The sequence below is a fragment of the Bacillus sp. ISL-46 genome (genome assembly GCF_018613205.1).
This window is the reverse complement of record NZ_JAGGQR010000014.1, coordinates 259,432-275,649: the sequence shown is the minus strand read 5'-3', so window position 1 is coordinate 275,649 and position 16,218 is coordinate 259,432. Positions and strand designations below refer to the sequence as shown.

Here is a 16,218-nt window from a genome sequence, read left to right as displayed (position 1 = left end):
TTTGTTTTAAAAAAAGAAAATTTATATTTAATAAAAACTACTTGTTTGATTCACAATGCCATGTTATAATAACAAAGCGATGAGCTGAGTTGTGTAAGTCGAGAAACATTCCTTTTTGGAGCACACTATGTGGAGTGTGGTTTTTCGCCTCAATACGCAAAAGACGTCTGTGTAAACAGGCGTCTTTTTATTTTTATTATGTTAAAATTAGCACTTTTTTCCTAAATTTTTTATAATATATATAGATTTGCCATTATAAAAAGTGGAGGGAAAAGTATGAATAACCACGAAATTGATTATAAAATCTATGGTGACGACATGCAGTTTGTTGAAGTAGAGCTCGATCCACAAGAGACAGTTGTCGCTGAAGCAGGAAGCTTTATGATGATGGAAGATGACATACATATGGAGACTATTTTTGGTGATGGCAGCGGCACTAGTGCCGGAAGCGGACTTATGGGTAAGCTGTTCAGCGCTGGTAAACGGGTACTTACCGGTGAAAGCTTGTTCATGACTGCCTTTACCAATAACGGCATCGGCATAAAACGGGTGTCGTTTGCTTCTCCTTACCCTGGTAAGATTATTCCGATGGACTTAAGCCAATTGGGAGGAAAAATTATCTGCCAAAAGGACGCCTTTCTTGCTGCGGCTAAAGGGGTTCAGGTCGGGATTGAATTCCAACGAAAAATTGGCGCCGGCTTCTTTGGCGGCGAAGGATTTATTATGCAAAAGTTAGAAGGTGATGGGCTCGCTTTTGTTCATGCAGGTGGAACGATTATAAAAAAAGACCTTTTGCCAGGCCAGTCACTGCGCGTGGATACAGGCTGTTTAGTGGCGATGACAAGTAGTGTAAATTATGATATCGAATTTGTAAAAGGAGTTAAAACAGCCTTGTTTGGCGGAGAAGGCTTGTTTTTTGCCACACTCCGCGGTCCCGGTTCCGTCTGGATTCAATCCTTGCCATTTAGCCGTCTTGCAAGCCGTGTTTTTGCTGCGGCACCTTCACGTGGCGGGGCGAAAGACGAGGGCAGTATCGCAAGAGGGATTTTTGATATGTTTAATGGTGACTGATATGGAGGCGGGATCAATTGATCCCGCCTTTTTAATGTCTAGCTACTAATTTACCCAAGCTATAGTTTTTGAACAAACTCAAATTTTTTGAGGAATGTGATTCAAGCATAGAATCCCTATCCTTACTTTTTTCTTTTTCACAACCCTTGAACCATATATGTTCTCTTCTAGTTCTTTCTTGATCAAATTCACGATGACTATGACCACAAAAAATCCAACCACTGGACTTAAAATGGACCACGGAGCACGAATAATTTATTCAGATTAATAAACATCAACTAAAAGACGATCCGGATCACCGAATCGTCTTCTTTTTACTATTTTATATCCAACTTTTTAAGTTCAGAGAATGCCTGCTCTCGTTTTAGATTATACGATTGCCACGGCAAGCTTTCAGCAAGTGCTTCCTGTTTTCGCTCTAGTAATATTGTTTTTAGTTCAGGTATATTCTTATCTTTTTCATAAAGGTCTATTAAGCCTAAAACCCCTCTATATGACAAGTTATTAAGGTAATGAACATCAATTTTCCCGCTGGTCTCGTAACGGTTCATATTTTCTTTCACGACGATTTTATCCAAGTCAATAACTGTAATCGCTGTATAGTAAATTAATGAAGTAATAAAATAAAAGTGAAATAACGACAGCTTCTCCACCCAAATCTTCACTAGTGTATACGTAAAGATGACGACTAGGAAAATCATAAACGAATGCACCAGCACCCTAGTGAACGTAAATCCATACGCTTCTTCATACATACTTAACCGTAGGAAGGCGGAACTGAGCATCACGGAGCTCGCAAGGACAAGAATGGTCAGCATAATTTGCGTTGCTCTTCGCATGAAACTCGTTGCACGATTCACGAAGGTTAATACGATTACTGTTATGGATAAATTAATTAGTGTCACAAATAAGAGCTCGAAAAATCCTTTTCTAGCGTATTCAGCAAAGGTAAAATCCGCTTGTAATGTTCCACTGAAAAAATACCTGAATTGCACGACCGTAAACAAAAGATAAACGGCATTGATGATGACAAGTACCGTGATTGCGATAATTCCATCCATCTGAATCCTTTGCTCATTTGATTGTTGTTTTATTACGTTCATATGTCTGTTGTATAGGATTTGCATAAATCCAAAGAAGGCTGCTGTTAAGATTAACATAACAATTAGTCTCATGACGCGTTCAACAGTAATGACTTGGAACCACTGTGGAATGCCGCCAATTAATTGCTCAAACTGAGTATCTGCCGAAATTAGTAAATTCAATACGACAAAGAGGATTGGCAGTGAAATCACTATCCCCAGGATTATTTTTTTCCATACTACAAATTTGTCCTCATTAACACCTTGTTTAAAGCCCTTTCCAAATAATGCCGCGAAACTAGCATTATATTTAAGTGCTTGGATTAACCTAGTCAATATATAAGTAACAAACGCGGGTTTATTCCATTGAAAATTTTTCGGACTTGTGATTAACACTAAATGAAAGATAACTAACCCAGGGATCACCAGTATATTTAAGGCATAAAATAGCACATTATTATTTAAAAAATAACTGGCTGACAGCAGCCAAATACAACAAAGAATTAGATAACCCAATCGTTGATGTGAAAATTGAAAGCCTCGGTAGCGCCAAATAAACACCGAGTAAAAAGCTGAAATAAACACAAAATAGGAGATCCCTACCTCACTGCGAAAGAAAGCTTCTTCACCTAAAATTCCAAGCAACAAACATAAGACTAAAAAGATCCAATCAGATTTAGTAATTTTCATTTCCATCTTCATCCCTCTTTTTGTGTAGAAATTCTATATATATAGTTTTACTAGGTAGTTAAGCAAAAAAAAACTGCTTATATCGACGCTTTTCTCCCCCATCGATAGCCAATCCAACTGACCGGGTATAGGATGATGGTAAAAATGATACAAGCTATAATAAATGTTTTGGTTAATAACGGGGCGAACCAAGAATGTGGAATAATATGAAAAACTGTTAGGATCATTAATAGCAAATTAGGAATAAGCGATAGTAAAAACGTTTTTCTAAGGAGCACTCTTCCATTATGCCCAAATCCCTTTCCGATTTCATATCCTAACAAGGCCCAAAAAAACATATACAAAACAGCTATTAAGGTTGGAATCGAGGTTAAGTGATTCCATGTAACCGAAAGCCATTCCCACGGATAGATATTGTGAGCCAAGGTTAGTAAACTGCCTCCTCCAAAAAAAAGAACATTTAAGAGGATAAACACCCATTTCATATTACTTGGAGTGACAGAAAACTCTTCTCTCCACACTTGTGCAATTTCTTTAGGGCTGCCAAGCCGGGATACAATCAGGTCAAAAACCGTATCCTCATCCTGACATTCCGATTCCATTAGAATTTCATCGATATGTGACGCATATTCACGGAGAATCTCCTCTTTATCTAATTGGGTTCCCAGCCCTTTTGCCAGTTGTTCAAGAAACCTATTCTTCGGCCGTTCCATGCTTCGATCTCCCTATCACTTTGTTCATCACTTTAACAAAGTCCTGCCATTCACGTGTTTTTTCACCTAATAATTCCTTTCCAGCCGTGGTTATCTTGTAATATTTTCGTGCTGGGCCCTTTTCCTGCTCCTGCCAATAACACTCAATGTACTCTTGCTTTTCAAGCTTGTGAAGTGCCGGATACAAGGTCCCTTCTTTAACACTTAAGTCATTATCACTGCGCTGTTCAAGCTCTTTCACTAATTCATAGCCATACATATCCCGTTCGTTTAATAATTGAAGCAGGATTAATGAAGTACTGCCTTTCACTAATTCGCGGTTAAACATTTTATCACCTACCTAGATATATTAGGTACATAGAAATTCTATAACAAAGGAATTGTATTGTAAAGAACTTATAAAAAAATAGTGGTAATTTTTTAATCACCACTACTGAAATCTAACCCTATTTTACTCTTCCGTTATTTCTCAGAACCTTAATATTTTGATTTCGTTCTCCACCATCAGATAATTCCTCTGAAAACTCAAGTTTTGCTTCGTTCCCAACTAATTCTCCATGCTTGATTGTCTTTCGTGGCATATTATTATTGGGTGCAGCTTGTTCATTCCATTTTCCCATCTTCATCACCTCGATAAATAGTATTTGAATTTTGCTTAAACTTATCCATTTAACAGAAAAAAACGCTCAATTTGAGCGTTTTTTACATGGTAAACTAAATAATCATTTTTTTATTTTCATGCAGTTGTAATTCTTGTTCACCTTCACCATCTTGTTCGCGGTTCTTTTTAATTCTAAAATGATAAATTAAATAACAGGCTGCTACAAACGGAACCCCAAGATACAGAGCCAAACGCTGTTCTGAATCAAACGCTAAACTTGACAATACGATAACGTTTAAAGTTAAGGCAATAATTGGTAATGCTGGATAAAGCGGCGTTTTAAATTTAAGATCCTTTACATTTCCGCCTTCACGAATGAATTTTCTACGGAAGGCAATTTGTGAAGCTGTGATTGAAATCCAACCGACTTGTGCACCTAATCCTGCGACGGAAAGCAGCCAAACAAAGACTGTTTCTTCGGCAAAGAAGCCTGACAGTAAGGATAATAAAGCGATCCCGATCGTCAATACAAGCGCGTTGATTGGTACTCCTTGTTTATTTACTTTTGCAAGTGCAGGACTAGTCATTTTCTCTTTAGACATGGCATATAACATTCGTGTTGCTGCATACAGTCCTGAGTTTGCAACAGAAAGTAACGCCGTCAGAATAACAAAGTTCATAATGTCTGCTGCATATGGGATTCCAATACTATCAAACACGACAACAAACGGACTTTCCACGACTCCAGCTTGTTTCATAGGAATTAAACTGGCTAATACAAATATCGCTAAAACGAAGAAAAATAGCGTTCTCCAAACTGTTTGTTTAATTGATTTCGGAATGGTCTTTTCAGGTTCTTCACTTTCACCTGCAGCTATCCCGATTAATTCTGTGCCCTGAAACGAAAAGTTAACTGCAATCATTGTAATAATTAAGGCAGTAAAACCATGTGGTAATAAACCATTTGCGGTGAAATTAGATAAAAACGGTGCTGGTTGTCCACCTTTCAAGTGAATTAAACCAAACATCGCCGCTCCACCAAGAACGATAAATGCGATGATAGCGAATATTTTTATACTTGAAAACCAAAATTCGGTTTCGCCAAACGCGCGTGCTGAGAGTGCATTCAGTGAGAATAATACAACAGCAAAAATCGCACACCAAATCCAAATAGGGGAATGAGGAAACCATCTTTGCATGAGCTGACCTGCAGATAATAACTCCAATGCTACAGTTACAGACCAGCCTAACCAATAAAGCCATCCAAGTGCAAATCCAGTTCCAGGGCCAATAAATTTCGTGGTATACGTTTGAAATGAACCAGATACCGGCATGGCAACAGATAATTCACCGAGACATAGCATGGTTAAAAACATGATCAAACCGCCGACAATATAAGAAAGAATAGCACCCGTTGGTCCTGCTTGGCTAATCGTGTAGCCTGAACCTAAGAAAAGACCTGATCCAATTACCCCACCTAAAGAGATCATAAATAAATGTCTCGTCTTCATCGTTCTTTTTAATTCATGATTTGAATTATTTTCTTGCAAATTCATAAAATATCCCCCTTTTCCCCTTAAAGAATGCGCTTTCAAACCTTATTAACACAAAATAATAGGATAATTTTCTGCCTAAACTGGCAGCTCTACATATTAAACCTTTTGCATTAGAAATTATACGGAAATAGTAGCCTATTTTCAATAGCTAATACTAGATAATAATTTGTAAATTATCGCTATATTTCAAAATATTAAAATGCAAGTTTCATGCCAAAATTAATATGCCGATTTGTGAGCATTTTTTGAACAAATAGGCAAAATATTTTTGCATGATTAATAAATATTTTGCACTTATACCGCCAAAATAATTTTTCCACAAAAAAGGAAAGAATATTTATCTAACAAAAGTTTCCAAATTGAGAATTAATCTAACAAACGCCAATATTCTTTGCAAATTTTCACGGTTTTTCTACGAAACTGCAAAACTATTTTGCATTATTACGTTTTATTTGGTTAAATAGGTGTATAAGGGATAAAACAAAGGGAATGAATCACGATGGAGAAAACTATACAAACCGCCAATTACTTACTTTATGTAAATCGAATGTATAAACGGATTTTGGACGAGGTGGATGTTGGTGTCCATGCCGTAGATGAGACTGGAAAAACGATTATATATAATAAAAAAATGATGCAAATGGAATCGATGGACCTTCATGACGTTATTGATAAAAACCTATTAGATGTGTTTATGTTTAAAGATGATCAATCTAGTACTCTTGTAAAAGCGCTGCACGAAGGAAAAAAAACGAGTAACGTAAAACAAACCTATTTTAACAATAAAGGTCGAGAAATTACAACAATAAACAATACTATCCCAATTTATTCGGAAGAAAAACTCCAAGGAGCAGTTGAAATTGCCAATGATGTTACAAAACTAGAGCGATTAATTAAAGGCAATATGAATAAAGGATCAACCCGATACACGTTTGATAAAATCATCGGAAATAGCCGTGCCATTAAGGAAGTAATCGAATCAGCTAAACGTGCTACCCGAACTTCCTCCTATGTTTTAATTGTCGGAGATACAGGTACCGGGAAAGAACTTTTTGCCCAAAGTATTCACAACGGGAGCGGGCGATTATCTGCACCATTTATTTCTCAAAACTGTGCAGCCCTTCCTGATAATTTAATCGAAAGCCTCCTATTTGGGACAAAGCGTGGTGCCTTCACGGGCGCTGTCGATACCCCAGGATTATTTGAACAGGCAAATGGTGGAACACTTTTGCTAGATGAGATTAATTCATTAAATTTAAATCTTCAGGCAAAGTTACTTCGTGTTCTACAGGAAAAGACCATTCGGCGAATAGGTGATACGAAGGATACACCTGTTGATGTACGAGTTATTGCCAATATGAATGAAGATCCGATCGATGCTATTGCCAATAGTCGGATGCGTAAAGATTTATATTATCGGCTTGGAGTCGTAACTATCTTTGTCCCACCCTTAAAAGAGCGCAAGGAAGATATACCATTATTAGTCCAAAACTTTATTGAAAAATACAATGAACTTTTTCAGATGAATGTAAAAGGTTTGTCAGAGGAAGTTAAACAGTCTTTCTTTGAGTATGACTGGATGGGCAATGTTCGTGAGCTTGAGCATATTATTGAAGCAGCTATGAATATTATGATCGATGAAGAATGGATCATGTACACCCATTTACCCTACCAATATAGAAGCAAAATGCAGATGAAAGAAAGAATGATCCCTCTTTCTACAGTTGATAACTTTATAAAAGAAAATGCAGAGGTAGCTGTTCCCTTAAAACAACAAATGGAGTTATTTGAAAAATCTTATATTGACCATGTATTAACTAAAAATAATTTTAATGTTTCTAAGTCAGCCCAACTACTTGGACTAAGTCGGCAAAGTTTACAGTATCGAATGAAGAAATTAAACATTACTGGGAAATAGGATGAACACGATTATATGAAGGTGGAGAGCAATGATGCTTTCCACTTTTTTTATTTCCATTGTAAAACCACTCACAAAAATGACTTTTTTTACATAAAATTATTATAGAAAAGTATTGAAGTTTGATAAATGGAAAATTGTATATTTCAATCGTTTCCCTATATGCAATAAAATAATACAAGCATAATAATTCCATTTTTTCTCCATACTAAGAAGAAAAAAGATGAGGTGAATAAAATGGGACTACTCAACTCTTTTAACCAGTGGAAAGAGACTAAATACCAGAATCATGTCTCGAATATGAAAGACCAGGGCAAATGTCCTGATTGTTATGGTCGAGGCTATACCGTCTACCCTTATAATGAATTTGCATACTTTAATTCGTTTGAATGCCCGGGATGTCAAGGCAGTGGTCAATATACAGATTGGGAGGAAATGAAGTAATACCGTAAAACGGTAACCTATTAAAAATAAACATAAAAAATCCCTTCATCAAACCCGTTTTCTCGGTTCAATGAAGGGATTCTGTCTGTCTTTAATGGCATCTTTTCATGTGGCAAACTTCACATTCTTACTAGCTAGATACCTTTCTTTACTTGGTCTTGGTAGGCTGTTGATGTCCTTACCTCTACTGTTAGTGACCCATTTCTTACAATTGCCTTTAATATTAAAGGTACACCAGATGTATTTTGAAATCTAAAATCTTTGCCGCCATAGGATACGGTAGCATCTCTTCCTTTTGGCACGTAACCAACCTTTAAGGAATGATGATGTTTTTCTACATAAGTTACAGCTAGTTGATCGATTGCATTATACAAAGTAGAAGAAGTTTGGCAAATGCCTCCGCCATATCCTTCGACTAATTTCCCGTAATTAATCTCTGGTGCTTTTTGGTACCCGTGCTCCGCATCACTCGGGCCAACTGTTGTATTGTATGAGAAGTAATCATTCGTTCCAAGGATTACATTATTTATCGCTTCTGCCGATAGTTCAATATTTTTGGTTCTTCCCACAACACCACTATTAAAATAAGTAGTATATGAGGCAATTACCACTTCATCTAAATGGGCCGCGTCTTCGTTTTCATATCCACTCGAAGTAATATATAAAGGAATCTCTACATCGCCACCTTTTTCAGAAACGAGCATAATCTTTTCAGCCAATTCCTCTTCATCAAGGATTGTTTGAGGTGTTCCTTTGATCACCTGACCATTTCCATCCAGCTTATCAAGAACCATTCGTTTATCGTACCCAGGTGTCGATTGAGATCCTCGCGCTAATTCTCTGGTCAATTTTGCAATTTCAACTTTATAATTTTCAGGATTCGTTATATACCCTAAATCCTTCGTATTAAAAGTTTTTACCTTGTCTTTCGTGTTCGGATCAATAATATTTACATATACAGGCCTTGCTTCTTCCCGTTTTCGTTCTTCTTCGCGTTTCTTTGCTTCTGCCAGTTTTTTTTCTTCTTGTAATTTTTTCTCTTTTACAATCTTTTGTTGAATTTCTGCTGCTTTTGCCTCTTTTTCTTTTGCGGTTAGTTCCGTACATCCAGTTCCTATTAAACAAACTGCTACTAATAGTGAAATTACCCAATTATGCTTCGCCATTTTATCCTACTTGACCCCTTTTTTTATAGCTCTATGCCCTTTTATAAATAGTTAGACGATACCCATTGAATTTTGTTTCATATGACTCTCCTATTCTATTCCATTTTTAATTACAATTTCCTGCAAAAAAGTTGGAAATTATAATATAAAAATAATAAACAAAATGAAGTTTGTATAAATCGTAGGCTTTTTTTATAGGTGCGTGGCAACTAAGCCCATTTCCTCATATGGTATAATTAAAGCAGAAATCAATTATATATCAATACCACTTTAGTCCCCTCTTTGTCTTCAGCACCAAATTATTCCTTGTACTAAACGATTTCTGCACCCACGCCAGAACGAAAATAAAGGGGGAATTACCATGACAGAAATCTTAATACTTGTTAGCATTCTTTTATTTTCAGTATCTCTTGTTTTAGGAGTAATTTCTCATGCCCATCGAACAAGAGGAAAAAGAATTTATTATACTCTTGCAACAATCTGTTTGCTATGCGTTGTTTTCCTGTTGTTTTTTCACGACAGGAACCTGCCTGCCCTTAGGAGTGGAGAAACAGTTGATTCTCCTAAAACAGAGATACCTTCAGGTCCCGGACAAAATAATGGAACCGATTCAGGAAATGAAAATCCACCCGACATTGAAAACCCTCCATCCGAAGAACCTGCAAAAGAAGAACCTAATCAACCTAACCCCACTACTCCCAAAAAAATTATTGTGGGTGATAACGAAACCGTTGACTACAAGGTCGTTAAAGGCGATACCTTATTCTCCATCGCCGAACAAGCAAATGTGACTGTAGAAAAAATTAAGCAATGGAACCGACTCCCCTCCGATGACATCTATGTAGGTCAAATATTGAAGCTTTATGGGAAGAATGTAGAGCCGGCACAACCTGCAGATCCACCAAAGCAGGATCCCCCACCTACAACAGCTTCATCTGTGATTATTTCAAACGGCAGCCTCCAGCAGAAAAAAATCGCATTAACCTTTGATGCGGGTAGTGATGCAGTGGGCATTGGGATACTCGATGTGTTGAAAAAGCATAATGTCAAAGCCACCTTCTTCCTTACCGGTAAATGGGTTGTGAAATATCCAAACCTCGCCAAAAGAATTGCCGATGAAGGACATGATATAGGTAACCATTCTTATTCCCATCCGGACGCAGTAAAAACGACAGCTAGTGCATTTAAAAAGGATATCATCAAAGCTGAAGAAGCAATCAAGTATGCAACGGGAAAATCACCCCAACCGTATTTTCGCTTTCCATTCGGATCATATAATTCATCCGCTCTTAAAACAGCAGGCGAAGCTGGGTACCCGTACAGCATCCAGTGGTCACTTGATACGATAGACTGGCAGCAGCCGGCTACTGGGGTAATCATCTCCCGTATTAAAACTGGAGCAAGCAACGGTGACATCATCCTCATGCATATCGGTGGAATAAACACACCGGAAGCTGTTAATCAAGTAATTCCATGGCTAAAAGCCCAAGGGTACCAACTGGTTCCATTGAGCGACTTATTACAGTAAAAAAAATGGTGCCTGACACTCCATTCGCAAATGTTCCGGTGTCAGGCACTCCTTATTTAAAAGAATAATATTTTTGTAAAAAGAACTTTAATCTTTTTCTAAAAGAGCAGCACCTGCGATTCCAGGTTTGGTCATTTCATATATATTCAAAATAAGATCTAATTCTTCTTCGCTTAGGACATCATATTTCAGGCATAATTCACGAACAGACTTGCCAGTTATAGTTGCTTCTCTAGCGATTCTCGCTGCCACTTCATAGCCAAGGTGTGGATTAACCGCTGTAATAATTCCTACGCTTTTTTCAACATTCTCTTTTAAGCGAGCCTCATTAGCCTCAATCCCTACAAGACAATGATCCGTAAACGATCGGAATCCGTTGTTCATAATACTAATAGATTGAAGTAGGTTAAAGACTAATACAGGTTCCATGACGTTCAATTCAAGCTGGCCTGCTTCTGAAGCTAGACAAATGGTATGATCGTTTCCAATCACCTGAAAGGCGATTTGATTAATCAGTTCCGGCATAACAGGGTTTACTTTTCCAGGCATTATCGAAGATCCTGGCTGACGGGCTGGAAGGGAAATCTCAGCAAGGCCCGCACGAGGACCTGATGCCATTAACCGAAGGTCATTAGCGATTTTAGACATGTTCATCATACACACCTTTAATGCTGCTGAAACTTCGGTATAAGCATCCGTATTTTGCGTAGCATCAACCAAATGTTCTGCATTGACCAACGGTAATCCACTGATTTCTGTAAGCTGTTTGACCACATCTAGTATATATTTTGGGTCTGCATTTAACCCTGTTCCAACTGCTGTTGCTCCCATGTTCACTTCATATAAATTCCCCCGTGAAAGATGGACCCGTTTAATATCCCGTTCAAGCACTCGAGAGTAAGCCTCAAATTCCTGACCTAATCGAATCGGAACTGCATCCTGAAGATGGGTCCGACCCATTTTAATAACGTTTTCAAATTGCTTAGCTTTATCCTTAAAGACCTTAAGCATATCCTGCATAGTCTCTAGCAATTTTTCAAGTAATCTGAGTGTTGCTATATGAATAGCTGTAGGAAATACATCATTCGTTGATTGCGACATATTCACATGTGTATTGGGACTTAAATGCATATAAGCACCTTTTTCATGACCAAGTAATTCTAGTGCACGGTTGGCAATCACTTCATTAGCGTTCATATTCATTGATGTCCCTGCTCCACCTTGGATCGGGTCAACGATAAACTGATTGTTCCATTTACCTTCAATCATTTCATCAGCAGCTTGGCTAATAACGTTGCCAAGTCCACTATACAGCCTCTTCGTATTCATATTGGCAATTGCAGCCGCTTTTTTAACCATCGCAAGCGCTATTATTAAATCTTCATGAATTCGATAACCTGTAATTGGAAAATTTTCAACTGCCCTAAGTGTTTGAATACCATAGTAAGCATCTGTTGGTATTTCTTTTTTTCCTAAGAAGTCTTGTTCAATTCTTTTAGTGTCCATGATTATCTGTCTCCCACCCTTTATAAAAAAACAGTCGATTTAGAAAAATTTTTATTACACAAAGATAATACCAGTTTAATCAACTCATGTCTCTCTTTTTAGAGATATAGTGCGAACTACCTTTCGAGAGATTTATAGAGCTTTTATCACCGTTAAAGTCCTGATAAAAAAGAGGTTTATCCAGAAAGTTGTCTATCACAACTTTTTGGATTACCTCTTTTTTCTATAAATTAGAATTTTACTCTTTTTTTCTTATAAAATTTATGAATTGAAGGACTGATTGAATTTTTCCAAAAGTATCCCGAATAATTTGCGTTCGTCATCAGACCAATCCTCTAGTAGTTCGGTAATTCGCTTTAAACGTGCCTGTTTATAATCGAATAATTCATTTGTACCTTGTTCAGTTAACTGAAGAGTGTAAGCTCTCCCATCCAATGGATCGGGAATTCTATACAAATAACCTTTATGCTCTAAAGCTGCTGCCTGTCTACTGACTGTAGATATATCTAACTTGAATTCCTCCGCTAAAACTTTAACCCCTACTGCCCCCTTCGATTTGATGCGGCGAAGGATTAAATAGGCAGATCTATCAAGATTCCCGAATTTTTTATTGTTTGAAATTGAAGTAGTTCGGCGAATCAGAATTGCTAGTTCAAGTTCGATCATTTCTAATGAATGTTCATCCATTTCTTTCCTACCTCACTGTCAACCTTATTTCCATATAACAAATATGATAACATATGTACTCTATGATAAGTAATCACAACCTTACATTCATTGCAAAAACACTATTGACGCAGTGGAAATTGATTGTATAATACAATTATATACTTTCATCATACAACTAATTCAAAAGGATGGAAACAAAAAACAGGGGGAAATTAGATGTCACCAAGACCAGAATCTAAAATAACAATGCAACCACACAAATCGGAGGCAATCGGTAAAAAGATTGGTTTACTTACCCAGCCAAAAGCAGTTTGGGCTGTATTTTTTGCAAGTATAATCGCGTTCATGGGATTGGGTCTTGTTGATCCTATTTTACCGGCAATCGCCGAACAATTAAATGCCACACAAACTGAAGTAACCTTACTATTCACTAGCTATAATGCCGTTATGGCAATTGCCATGCTTATTACTGGGGTAATCTCAACAAGGCTTGGCATCAAATGGACATTACTTTCTGGAATCGTGATTATTGCGGTATTTTCGGCTCTTGGCGGAGTTTCAAATGGCATTTGGACACTCGTTGGGCTTCGAGGCGGCTGGGGCCTTGGAAATGCACTATTTGTTGCAACGGCTTTATCTGCAATCGTATCCCTCTCAAATAGCGGAACGGCAAAAGCAATCATCTTATATGAAGCAGCAATCGGACTAGGGATTTCAGTTGGCCCGCTACTTGGCGGTTGGCTTGGCGCTATGTCATGGCGAGGCCCGTTTCTTGGGGTCGCCACATTGATGGTTATTGCCTTTATTGGCCTTTTCATCCTAATGCCAAAAGCAACTGCTCAAAATGCGGTAAAAGCTCGCACTTCATTATTAGATCCATTTCGCGCTTTAAAGCATCGTTCACTTTTAGTTTTTGGGATTGCAGCTGCCCTTTACAATTTTGGCTTCTTCACCTTGCTGGCATATGCACCATTCGTGATGGGCTTAGATGAACACGGATTAGGCTTCGTATTCCTTGGCTGGGGAATTTTACTGGCTGTCACCTCCGTTTTTATGGCTCCAAAGCTTTCTATATGGTTCGGAACGATAAAATCGATGTGTATGATGTTAATCTTGTTTGCACTTCTTTTGGTCGCAATGGGTATATGGACTTCAACCCAGTGGGTGATCATCGCCGCTGTTATCCTAGCAGGTGCGTTATTAGGAAATAATAATACACTCATCACTACAGCCGTGATGAATGCTGCCCCCGTTGAACGATCAACGGCCTCTGCTGCTTATAGCTTCCTCCGTTTTATTGGAGGCGCGATTGCTCCCTTTACTGCCGGAAAACTTGCCGAAATTTATAATCCAAGTGTTCCATTTCTTGTTGGAGCAGGGTTTGTCATCGTTTCGGTCCTTTTTATCTGGGTTAATAATAAACATGTGAAGCATGTAGATGATATTGGTTTAGGCCACTAATACTAGTTGAAGGATTTGTGATTCATTTGCAGATCCTTTTATTTATTGTTAGTGAATATCCTTTTTCTTAAATCGGCCTCCGCGGACTTCTGAAATGTCTGCTATAGCCAAAAAGGCTGTCGGATCAATATCCTCTACAATTGTGGTTAATTTAGATTCTTCCAACCTCGTGATAATACTGAAAATGACCTTCTTGCTATCTCCAGTAAAAGCACCTTGACCCTTAATGTAAGTTACCCCTCTTCCCAGTCTGGCATTGATGGCATTTCCAATTTCTTCTGCTTCATCACTAATAATCCAAACAGATTTGGACTCTTCTAATCCTGCAACAACAGCATCTATCGCTTTAGATGCAATAACATAGGCTAACAGAGAGTACATCGCCCGGTCCCAACTAAATACAAAACCGGCTGCTCCTAAGATAAAGATATTGATAAACATGATAATCTGGCCAACTGAAAATGGGACCTTTTTGGTGATTACAAGTGCCAATATTTCTGTCCCGTCTAACGCTCCGCCATTTCGGATGACGATTCCTACACCCATACCCAGAATCATCCCTCCAAAAACAGTAGCAAGGAGAATATCATCAGTAAAAGCTGGAATCGGGTGGAAAAATGATACAAAAATAGATAAAACGATTATTCCATAAACAGTAGAAAATGCAAAGGTTTTCCCCAACTGTTTATATCACATATAAACAAAAGGCAAGTTTAATATGAAGATGAAGATCCCTAATTTCCATCCAATTATATGGGCAAGCATAATTGAAATACCTGTAATGCCGCCATCAATAACATGGTTAGGAACTAGAAAAATTTCTAACCCGGTAGCCATAAGAATGGCTCCGATTGTAATAGCGATAGTTCGAAGAATAACTTTTCGAAGTGGTAACTTGCGGTGTTGAATTTTTTCATTCATAAGTTCTGTCACATAATCACATCTTTTCGTTAGATTTTACCATTTTATTATCCCCTGCTTTATTTATATAATTTGATTCCAAAGAAATAGCTAATAATCCATTGGACTATTAGCTAATGTGCATTTACAATAATCAGAGTATTTTTAACATTCTGCAACCCGCTCAATGATGATATCCTCAATGACTCGATGTTTGCTAAGCGAACCTGTGTGGATAATTTGCTGACCTAGATTATGTCTCATACTGACCTTTTGATCGACTTCCTTTAAAAGTAGACCGGAAAATAATAAATAAGGAACAACGATTATTTTTCCAGTTGATTTTTCGGAAATAGCCTCAAGACCTACTGGGAACTTGGGCTCAGCAGCAGCCAAATAACAAACAGAAACAAGTTTCGTTCTGAGGCGTTCCTGAATCCCTTCAGATATCTGTGCGAAGGCAGTGTGAATGCTCAGGTCACTGCTTCCTCTTCCAACAATTAAAATGGAATCCTCCGAAGATAAATCTACGACCGTATTCCTAACGAGTTCAGCAATTCCATCGAGAATCCTCCCCTGGACACCAAAAGGATTCCTTATTTTCACTTCGATTTTCGGAAACCGCTTCTGAAGAGAAGTAAGTGCACGAGGAATATCTTCTTTAATGTGACCTGCTGCCAACAAAAACAGGGGAATGACTGTAATTTCAGTCGCTCCCCTAATCACACAGCGCCGAAAGCCTTCCTCAATACTTGGTTCGGTCAACTCAAGAAAGCTCATTTCCTGAATAGCAACATCAATTCGTTCCATTACTCTATGTATGAAGGAATTCGCTTCCGCTGCTCCTTCTTTTGAGCGTGTGCCGTGGCCAATGTAAAGAATCCCTTTCATTCTCGCTGCCCCTTTATTAATT

The 16,218-nt window shown here is 37.9% G+C and carries 14 protein-coding genes and 1 pseudogene; 5 read left to right on the top strand and 10 right to left on the bottom strand.

Translation table 11 applies throughout. The annotated features are described in order from the left end of the window. The first annotated feature begins 276 nt into the window (after positions 1 to 276). The gene (locus tag J7E67_RS09365) at positions 277 to 1,071 is read left to right on the top strand and encodes a TIGR00266 family protein (RefSeq protein WP_214712889.1); all 795 of its coding nucleotides are present in this window, start codon (positions 277 to 279) and stop codon (positions 1,069 to 1,071) included. Between the two features lie 317 nt (positions 1,072 to 1,388). Here the strand turns inward: J7E67_RS09365 and J7E67_RS09360 are convergent, their stop codons facing one another. The 5 genes from J7E67_RS09360 to J7E67_RS09340 form a co-directional block, all read right to left on the bottom strand. Next, positions 1,389 to 2,849, bottom strand: coding sequence for a DUF4153 domain-containing protein (locus J7E67_RS09360; RefSeq protein WP_214712891.1), 1,461 nt, complete (start codon positions 2,847 to 2,849; stop codon positions 1,389 to 1,391). A gap of 71 nt (positions 2,850 to 2,920) precedes the next feature. Next, the gene (locus J7E67_RS09355) at positions 2,921 to 3,556 is read right to left on the bottom strand and encodes an HAAS signaling domain-containing protein (protein ID WP_214712893.1); all 636 of its coding nucleotides are present in this window, start codon (positions 3,554 to 3,556) and stop codon (positions 2,921 to 2,923) included. Then, positions 3,537 to 3,884, bottom strand: a complete 348-nt coding sequence (locus J7E67_RS09350; protein ID WP_168243163.1) for a PadR family transcriptional regulator — start codon at positions 3,882 to 3,884, stop codon at positions 3,537 to 3,539. Before J7E67_RS09350 ends, J7E67_RS09355 begins: the two co-directional genes overlap by 20 nt. Positions 3,885 to 4,002: 118 nt before the next feature. Beyond that, positions 4,003 to 4,176 carry a hypothetical protein gene (locus J7E67_RS09345; RefSeq protein ID WP_214712894.1) on the bottom strand — a complete coding sequence of 58 codons (174 nt, stop codon included), beginning with the start codon at positions 4,174 to 4,176 and terminating at the stop codon, positions 4,003 to 4,005. Between the two features lie 94 nt (positions 4,177 to 4,270). Then, positions 4,271 to 5,713 carry an amino acid permease gene (locus tag J7E67_RS09340; RefSeq protein ID WP_214712902.1) on the bottom strand — a complete coding sequence of 481 codons (1,443 nt, stop codon included), beginning with the start codon at positions 5,711 to 5,713 and terminating at the stop codon, positions 4,271 to 4,273. Positions 5,714 to 6,212: 499 nt separating this feature from the next. On the opposite strand from J7E67_RS09340, the gene J7E67_RS09335 reads away from it, so the two are divergent. Together J7E67_RS09335 and J7E67_RS09330 are read left to right on the top strand one after the other, a co-directional pair. After that, complete coding sequence (locus J7E67_RS09335) at positions 6,213 to 7,631, top strand: sigma-54 interaction domain-containing protein (RefSeq protein WP_214712911.1); 1,419 nt, start codon at positions 6,213 to 6,215, stop codon at positions 7,629 to 7,631. Between the two features lie 237 nt (positions 7,632 to 7,868). Then, complete coding sequence (locus tag J7E67_RS09330; RefSeq protein ID WP_214712913.1) at positions 7,869 to 8,075, top strand: methionine aminopeptidase; 207 nt, start codon at positions 7,869 to 7,871, stop codon at positions 8,073 to 8,075. 134 nt (positions 8,076 to 8,209) lie between these two features. Here the strand turns inward: J7E67_RS09330 and J7E67_RS09325 are convergent, their stop codons facing one another. Beyond that, on the bottom strand, positions 8,210 to 9,241 hold the full coding sequence (locus J7E67_RS09325) for a VanW family protein (protein WP_214712914.1): 1,032 nt from the start codon (positions 9,239 to 9,241) through the stop codon (positions 8,210 to 8,212). A gap of 361 nt (positions 9,242 to 9,602) precedes the next feature. Here J7E67_RS09325 and J7E67_RS09320 point away from each other — a divergent pair, with 361 nt between their 5' ends. Continuing rightward, positions 9,603 to 10,769 carry a polysaccharide deacetylase family protein gene (locus J7E67_RS09320; RefSeq protein WP_214712916.1) on the top strand — a complete coding sequence of 389 codons (1,167 nt, stop codon included), beginning with the start codon at positions 9,603 to 9,605 and terminating at the stop codon, positions 10,767 to 10,769. Positions 10,770 to 10,856: 87 nt separating this feature from the next. On the opposite strand, the gene aspA is transcribed toward J7E67_RS09320, so the two are convergent. Together aspA and J7E67_RS09310 are read right to left on the bottom strand one after the other, a co-directional pair. Continuing rightward, complete coding sequence (gene aspA / locus J7E67_RS09315) at positions 10,857 to 12,275, bottom strand: aspartate ammonia-lyase (protein WP_214712923.1); 1,419 nt, start codon at positions 12,273 to 12,275, stop codon at positions 10,857 to 10,859. A gap of 261 nt (positions 12,276 to 12,536) precedes the next feature. Further along, positions 12,537 to 12,962, bottom strand: coding sequence for a MarR family winged helix-turn-helix transcriptional regulator (locus J7E67_RS09310; protein WP_214712925.1), 426 nt, complete (start codon positions 12,960 to 12,962; stop codon positions 12,537 to 12,539). Between the two features lie 228 nt (positions 12,963 to 13,190). Between J7E67_RS09310 and J7E67_RS09305 the strand changes: the two genes are divergently transcribed. Beyond that, complete coding sequence (locus J7E67_RS09305) at positions 13,191 to 14,405, top strand: MFS transporter (protein ID WP_214712994.1); 1,215 nt, start codon at positions 13,191 to 13,193, stop codon at positions 14,403 to 14,405. A gap of 48 nt (positions 14,406 to 14,453) precedes the next feature. Here J7E67_RS09305 and J7E67_RS09300 read toward each other — a convergent pair. Together J7E67_RS09300 and J7E67_RS09295 are read right to left on the bottom strand one after the other, a co-directional pair. After that, a pseudogene (locus J7E67_RS09300) lies at positions 14,454 to 15,338 on the bottom strand (YitT family protein). A 132-nt stretch (positions 15,339 to 15,470) separates the two neighbouring features. Then, complete coding sequence (locus J7E67_RS09295; protein WP_214712927.1) at positions 15,471 to 16,196, bottom strand: sirohydrochlorin chelatase; 726 nt, start codon at positions 16,194 to 16,196, stop codon at positions 15,471 to 15,473. Between the last annotated feature and the right edge of the window lie 22 nt (positions 16,197 to 16,218).

What these genes read in the sequence shown, in the direction of transcription:
- J7E67_RS09355 (WP_214712893.1), bottom strand. Translation starts at nt 3,556, where the DNA reads ATGGAACGGCCGAAGAATAGGTTTCTTGAACAACTGGCAAAAGGGCTG.
- J7E67_RS09335 (WP_214712911.1), top strand. Translation starts at nt 6,213, where the DNA reads ATGGAGAAAACTATACAAACCGCCAATTACTTACTTTATGTAAATCGA.
- J7E67_RS09310 (WP_214712925.1), bottom strand. Translation starts at nt 12,962, where the DNA reads ATGGATGAACATTCATTAGAAATGATCGAACTTGAACTAGCAATTCTG.
- J7E67_RS09325 (WP_214712914.1), bottom strand. Translation starts at nt 9,241, where the DNA reads ATGGCGAAGCATAATTGGGTAATTTCACTATTAGTAGCAGTTTGTTTA.
- J7E67_RS09320 (WP_214712916.1), top strand. Translation starts at nt 9,603, where the DNA reads ATGACAGAAATCTTAATACTTGTTAGCATTCTTTTATTTTCAGTATCT.
- J7E67_RS09295 (WP_214712927.1), bottom strand. Translation starts at nt 16,196, where the DNA reads ATGAAAGGGATTCTTTACATTGGCCACGGCACACGCTCAAAAGAAGGA.
- J7E67_RS09365 (WP_214712889.1), top strand. Translation starts at nt 277, where the DNA reads ATGAATAACCACGAAATTGATTATAAAATCTATGGTGACGACATGCAG.
- J7E67_RS09345 (WP_214712894.1), bottom strand. Translation starts at nt 4,176, where the DNA reads ATGGGAAAATGGAATGAACAAGCTGCACCCAATAATAATATGCCACGA.
- J7E67_RS09330 (WP_214712913.1), top strand. Translation starts at nt 7,869, where the DNA reads ATGGGACTACTCAACTCTTTTAACCAGTGGAAAGAGACTAAATACCAG.
- J7E67_RS09340 (WP_214712902.1), bottom strand. Translation starts at nt 5,713, where the DNA reads ATGAATTTGCAAGAAAATAATTCAAATCATGAATTAAAAAGAACGATG.
- J7E67_RS09350 (WP_168243163.1), bottom strand. Translation starts at nt 3,884, where the DNA reads ATGTTTAACCGCGAATTAGTGAAAGGCAGTACTTCATTAATCCTGCTT.
- J7E67_RS09360 (WP_214712891.1), bottom strand. Translation starts at nt 2,849, where the DNA reads ATGGAAATGAAAATTACTAAATCTGATTGGATCTTTTTAGTCTTATGT.
- aspA (WP_214712923.1), bottom strand. Translation starts at nt 12,275, where the DNA reads ATGGACACTAAAAGAATTGAACAAGACTTCTTAGGAAAAAAAGAAATA.
- J7E67_RS09305 (WP_214712994.1), top strand. Translation starts at nt 13,191, where the DNA reads ATGCAACCACACAAATCGGAGGCAATCGGTAAAAAGATTGGTTTACTT.